The organism is Gemmatimonadota bacterium (assembly GCA_026706845.1).
GTDB lineage: Bacteria > Latescibacterota > UBA2968 > UBA2968 > UBA2968 > VXRD01.
In genome coordinates this window covers 1-4,525 of sequence record JAPOXY010000218.1, presented here as the reverse complement: position 1 = coordinate 4,525, position 4,525 = coordinate 1, and the positions used below count along the sequence as shown (strand labels likewise).

Genomic DNA, 4,525 nt, shown 5'->3' with positions numbered 1-4,525 from the left:
CAATCGACATCCATTGGCAAACTGAGGATAGGTGATAGAATCATAGCGATTCTCATTCTTGTATCTGGGAAAGCCAGCTTTTTCGCCAGTTTCTGCTTTCTTTTTAAGTCTGCGAAAGAAACCTTTGAATGCCAAATCTACTCTGTGTGATACTTGTTGCAATACTTGACTATATACTTGCTTGAAAGCAACGTGTTGCTGTTTTAGCAATGGTATTGTTTTGGTCTGGTCATATTGAGAGAGAGACTTATTCTCATTCTTCCATGCTTGTATTCTTGCACAGAGTAGTTGATTGTAGAGAATACGACATTCGTCAATATGCGCCAGCAAGATTTGTTCTTGCTTTTTGGTGGGACGCAATCTGTATTTGAATGACTTAACCATAATAAAAATATATACTTATATTCTGTTTGTGTCAAGTTGAAAATAGAATAAATCTTGTTGATTCACCGCCACCGATAGTCCCTTGAGGACTATCCCCCAGACTAAAGCCACCCCGCAAATTCTAAGCCCTTCGCCATGCGACCCAACGCTAAAGCTGTTGGGTTTTACGGGCTTTTCGGATAAAGGTTTTCAATCTGCTGTTCCACCAGACGCAATCGACGGCTGAGGCGGTCTCCCCGCTTGAAATCTCTTTTTTCAAAAGCCGATGCCATCCCCCGTTCCAATCGCAATTTTTCATCTTCCAACGCCTCGATTTGTTTTTCAACCTCAGAATAAATCTCTCCATCCGGCGTCTTATTTGATCTCCGTTTTGCCCAAAAATCTGAAAAATTGCCCACATGGGATTCCAAATTCAGATCGCGCACCTCAATCACGCGCTCGGCAATTTTATCGAGGAAATAGCGATCGTGTGAAATCACTATAAGTGTACCGTCAAAGTCTTCAAGGGCATCTTCCACCTGCTCGCGAGATGCGATATCCAGATGATTGGTTGGCTCATCCAATAGCAACATATTGGCCCCAGACACCATCAAACAGGCCAACTGAACGCGGCTTTTTTCCCCACCGCTTAAATTGCCGACTTTTTTGTCCAGATCACGCCATGAAAATAAAAACCTGGACAACACCCCACCCCCCTGATCGCGGTTCAACTCACCCGACAAACAGATCTCTTCGAGAATGGTTCGGTTTTCATTTAAGGTCTCGTGTTCTTGTGCGTAATATCCCAATTTTATGCGTGGACCAATTCGCATAGTGGGGTGTTCCCAGGCAGCCTCGGCAACAATATCCTTAAAAAGCATGGATTTACCTGTCCCATTACTCCCAACCAATCCGACGCGCTCGCCCGATTGCACCAGCAAATCAACATCTCGAAACAGCGTGCGCTGACCTGCTTTGCGCTCGTACTTTCGCAACTCTAAGGCAATTTTTCCACTGCCATGAATCGCACCAAATGCAGGATCAATGCGCTGGCGATCCATGACTGGCCGATGGATCCGGTCTATGCGATCCAGCATTTTTTCCTTATTTCTCGCGCGCCGTATATTTTTTTCTCCACCCCACAATTCAAAACGCTTGATCATCTCCTCCAGCCGTTGAATTTCCTTCTGCTGGTTATCGTATGCCGCTTTCTGCAGGAGCAATTGACGCAATTTTTCTGTGCGGTAGGCCGAATAATTGCCCATATATGTGCTGGCTTTTCCATCTTCAACCTCCACGACCCGATTCACAACCCGATCCAGCATATAGCGGTCGTGTGATACCAGAATCACCGTTCGGTCCAAATTTTGCAAAAATGTCTCTAACCAGGCCAATCCTTCAAAATCGAGGTGATTGCCCGGTTCGTCCAGCAACAGCAGATCGGGTTCACCCAGCAAAATTTTTGCCAATCCCACCAGATTCTTTTCACCGCCACTCAATACATCGACAGACTGGTCCCGCCAGGCCCCTATACCCAGTCCATCTATGACCGCATCAATTTTTGCCTGACAAGCATAGCCATCTGCCCGCTCAAAAGCCTCCTGTAAGCGCCCATACTGTTCCATCACCCCATTGATCTGATCGGACGCACCATTTGCCATCTGAGCTTCCAATTTGCGCATTTTGCGCTGCATCCGATTGACTGCTTCAAATACCGAGGCGATTTCTTCTTCAACACGCCTTCCAGCCTGAAATTTCAGGTGCTGCTCGAGATACCCCGTAGATATGCCTTTTACCTTACTCACAGTGCCAGAAACGGGTCTTTCAATACCTGCAATCAGTTTTAAAATGGTGGACTTCCCACAGCCATTGTCACCAATCAAACCAACCTTTTCGCCTTTATTGATCTTAAAAGACACATCAACCAGTACATCCTGAGCACCGTAATCCATTGCAATATGATGTAATTCTAAAATGGTCATTGGTCGCACTTTCAAAAAAAGAAAAGGCTGTGGTCACAATGTGTGCCACAGCCTTAAAAAATAAACTACAATCAAGCCTAAATTGTTCATTTTATTTGTTTTATGAACAAATCAGGCAAGGTCTCTTCTTTCACGCATGGACACACCTATCCCCTAAAACCCGTCTTCAGGACGCGGCCTTTCTCACCAGCAAAACGATCATAGTCTGGTGAGCGATAGATGTATGCGTGTCAGAGGATGTCATTAAATTAAGCCTTTGAAGGTGATATTTTGTTAAAGCTACATATATAAACAGGCAATGTCAAGTTTTCTCAAATATGAATCGCCTCACCCTCCACATTCAACGCGGCCTCCTTCAGCGCCTCTGGAAGCGTGGGATGCGCGTGCATTGTTCGCGCAATATCCTCTGCACTCGCGGAAAACTCCATTGCCAGAACCCCCTCGGCGAGCATATCGGACGCGCGTGCGGCCAAAATGTGAATACCCATAACGCGATCCGTCTTTTCGTGGGCAATAATCTTCACCTGTCCATCCACTGCCTGTAGCGTATGCGCGCGACCATTGGCAGCTATTGGAAACTTGCCCACCTTATAGGGAATGCCATCTGCCACAACCTGCTCCTCTGTCAGCCCCACCGATGCCAGTTCTGGATGTGTGTACACCACATTGGGAATCGCGCCATAATTCACATGCCCCGCCCTTCCCGCCATATATTCCACCGCAGCTACACCCTCTTCCTCTGCCTTGTGCGCCAGCATCGGACCGGGAATCACATCGCCAATCGCATAGACACCGGATAAATTTGTCTCAAATACCTCATTGACCAGAATGCGCCCCTGGCCATCCATCTCCAACCCCACATCTTCGCCACCCAGCCCATCGGTATTTGGTCTTCGCCCAACAGCGACCAACAATCGGTCACACGTCTCTGAAGTCGTCTCATCGCCCTGTGCGAGCGTCACAATGACCTTCCCATCGCGAACCTCAGCCGACTCTGCGCGCGTTTCAAACGAAAACCTCAGCCCCTGTTTCTCCAGCACCTTCTGCAAACCGAGGGACAATTCGCGGTCCATCGTCGGCGTCACCCCATCCAAAAATTCCACCACATGCACCTCTGCCCCCAGGCGATGCCACACCGACCCCAACTCGAGACCGATCGCACCTGCGCCAATAACAATCATCTTCCCGGGCACCTCATCCAGTGCCAACGCCTCGGTAGAACTGATCACATACTCGCCATCATAAGGCAAATTGGGCAACTCAATCGCAGAACTGCCCGTAGCGATCAAAATGCGCTCTGCCGAATAAACATCCCCGTCAACATCGACCTTTCCATCGCCAGCCAACCGCCCCAGCCCCGCAATATGCGTCACATTATTCTTCCGAAACAGACCGCGAATACCGCCCGTCATCCTCCGCACAATACCGGACTTGCGCTTCATCATACCCTTCAAATCCAGTTCCACACCACCGGTCTTTACACCGTGAATACCCAGCGAAGACTCCGCCTGGTGAAACAACTCACTCGACTCTAAAAGGGCTTTACTCGGAATACAGCCCACATTCAGACATGTACCCCCCAATGCCTGTTTCTCAACACATGCCACGCGCATGCCCAATTGCGCCGCGCGAATCGCCGCGACATACCCCCCCGGTCCAGCACCGATAACAACGAGATCTAATGTATTATCTGCCACGAGAGGCTCCTTTCACACTTCCAGCATCATACGCGCGGGATCTTCGAGCAAGTCTTTTACGCGAACCAGGAATGTAACCGAAGTCTGGCCGTCAATCAGGCGATGATCATAAGTCAATGCCAGATACATCATCGGGCGAACAACCACCTCATCCCCCACGGCGATAGGCCGATTCTGAATCGCGTGCATGCCCAAAATACCCGTCTGGGGCGGATTGAGAATAGGCGTTGACAACAGCGACCCAAACACCCCGCCATTGGTAATTGTAAACGTGCCCCCGCTCAACTCATCCAACCCCAACTTGCCTTCTCGCGCAGAAAGCGCCACGCGCTTAATTTCAGACTCAATAGTGGCAAAAGACATGCGCTCTGCCGACTTCAAAACCGGCACGACAAGACCGCGATCAGTACCCACTGCAATGCCCATATTGACATAATCGCGATAGACAATATCGGAACCATCGATACTGGCATTGACATCGGG

The 4,525-nt window shown here is 49.0% G+C and carries 4 protein-coding genes; all 4 read right to left on the bottom strand.

Annotated features, from left to right (window positions below; genetic code table 11):
• The coding region (locus OXG87_19885; protein ID MCY3871816.1) for a helix-turn-helix domain-containing protein at positions 1-384 on the bottom strand (384 nt) is incomplete at its 3' end.
• Positions 385-548: 164 nt separating this feature from the next.
• Positions 549-2,345 carry an ABC-F family ATP-binding cassette domain-containing protein gene (locus tag OXG87_19880; protein MCY3871815.1) on the bottom strand — a complete coding sequence of 599 codons (1,797 nt, stop codon included), beginning with the start codon at positions 2,343-2,345 and terminating at the stop codon, positions 549-551.
• A 311-nt stretch (positions 2,346-2,656) separates the two neighbouring features.
• A complete protein-coding gene (gene lpdA, locus OXG87_19875; GenBank protein ID MCY3871814.1) occupies positions 2,657-4,042 on the bottom strand; it encodes a dihydrolipoyl dehydrogenase in 1,386 nt (461 codons plus the stop codon).
• 12 nt (positions 4,043-4,054) lie between these two features.
• On the bottom strand, positions 4,055-4,525 hold a 471-nt coding region (locus OXG87_19870; protein MCY3871813.1), incomplete at its 5' end, for a 2-oxo acid dehydrogenase subunit E2.